The following is a 1,184-nucleotide window of genomic DNA, read 5'->3' as shown; positions in this document are numbered from 1 at the left end:
GGGCTTCGTCGTTCCCACCGACCCCGGCGGCCGGGCCAGCAGAGCACCCACCCCGGCCGGACCGCCCACGCCGGGCGACGTCGTCGGGCCTGCAGGTGCGCTCGGGACGCACCGGGGACACGCCGCCCGTCCGACGAGACGAATCTCCGTGTTCGAGAAGGGTGATGGGGATCGTGACGCACGCACCCATCGGGCACAGGCACCCTCCTCACCCGTCACCTGCCGAGCACACCGGACGAGCACTCGCACGCCCGGCGCGCGGAATTGCCCTCGGGGCGGTTGACCGGTTGAGTGGGACATGAAGAACCGACTCTTCAGGGCGCGGGTCCCCCTCGCGCGCACGGGCGCCCCGAACGGAGCGCCAGGAAGGTGACCACCATGAGCGACTGGGACGACGGGCAGCCCCCTCCCCCGAGCCCGAAGCCCTCGATCGGCAAGCTCGTCGAGCAGATGTCCGAGCAGGCCACGCGCCTCGTCCGGACCGAGATCGCGCTCGCCAAGAAGGAGCTGACGACCAAGGCCGCCAGGTCGGGCATCGGGATCGGCATGTTCGTCGTGGCCGGCGTGCTCTCGCTCTACGGCCTGGGCTTCCTCCTGCACTCGGCGATGGTCGGGCTCGCGCACGCCGTGCCCCTGTGGCTCGCGGCCCTCATCGTCGGCGTCGCCCTGTTCCTCCTCGCAGGCATCCTGGCCTTCGTGGGCAGCAAGCAGCTCAAGAAGGGGATGCCCCCGACCCCGGACGTGGCCATTGCCGGCATCAAGGAAGACGTCGCCACTGTGAAGGAAGGACTGCGCCCGTGAGCACCGAACCGACCCAGGCCGAGCTGGAGGCCGAGATCGCCCGGACCCGGTCCGAGCTCGCGAGCACGATCGACGAGCTCACCACGCGCCTCGACCCCCGGACACAGGCGGCGAACGTCGCGCACCAGACCAAGCAGGCCGCCGCCGACACGGGGAGCTTCTTCACAGGACGCGGGCTTCCCGAGCACGACCCGGCGCGCGCCCGCAACGTCAAGATCCTCATCGGGGGTGCCGTCGCGACGGTCGCGCTCGTGGCCGCGGCGATCCTCCGGCGCCGCTCCTGACGCACTACGGACGCCCCGTCCGAACCGGCGGGACCCGTGCAGCCCCAGGAACGACCGAGCCCGGCGCCACAGGCGCCGGGCTTTCGGCTGGTCGTGAGG

2 protein-coding genes are annotated in these 1,184 nt (G+C 71.9%); both read left to right on the top strand.

Annotated features, from left to right (window positions below; all coding sequences use genetic code 11):
- Positions 1-378: 378 nt before the first annotated feature.
- Complete coding sequence (locus tag ACFRCR_RS18790) at positions 379-801, top strand: phage holin family protein (RefSeq protein ID WP_138826282.1); 423 nt, start codon at positions 379-381, stop codon at positions 799-801.
- The gene (locus tag ACFRCR_RS18785) at positions 798-1,085 is read left to right on the top strand and encodes a DUF3618 domain-containing protein (RefSeq protein WP_030150999.1); all 288 of its coding nucleotides are present in this window, start codon (positions 798-800) and stop codon (positions 1,083-1,085) included. Before ACFRCR_RS18790 ends, ACFRCR_RS18785 begins: the two co-directional genes overlap by 4 nt.
- Positions 1,086-1,184 lie beyond the last annotated feature (99 nt).

Origin of the sequence: Oerskovia sp. NPDC056781, assembly GCF_042789955.1 — a bacterium.
GTDB lineage: Bacteria > Actinomycetota > Actinomycetes > Actinomycetales > Cellulomonadaceae > Oerskovia > Oerskovia rustica.
Note: the sequence above shows the minus strand (reverse complement) of the source record. Positions and strands in the feature narration are given on the sequence as shown.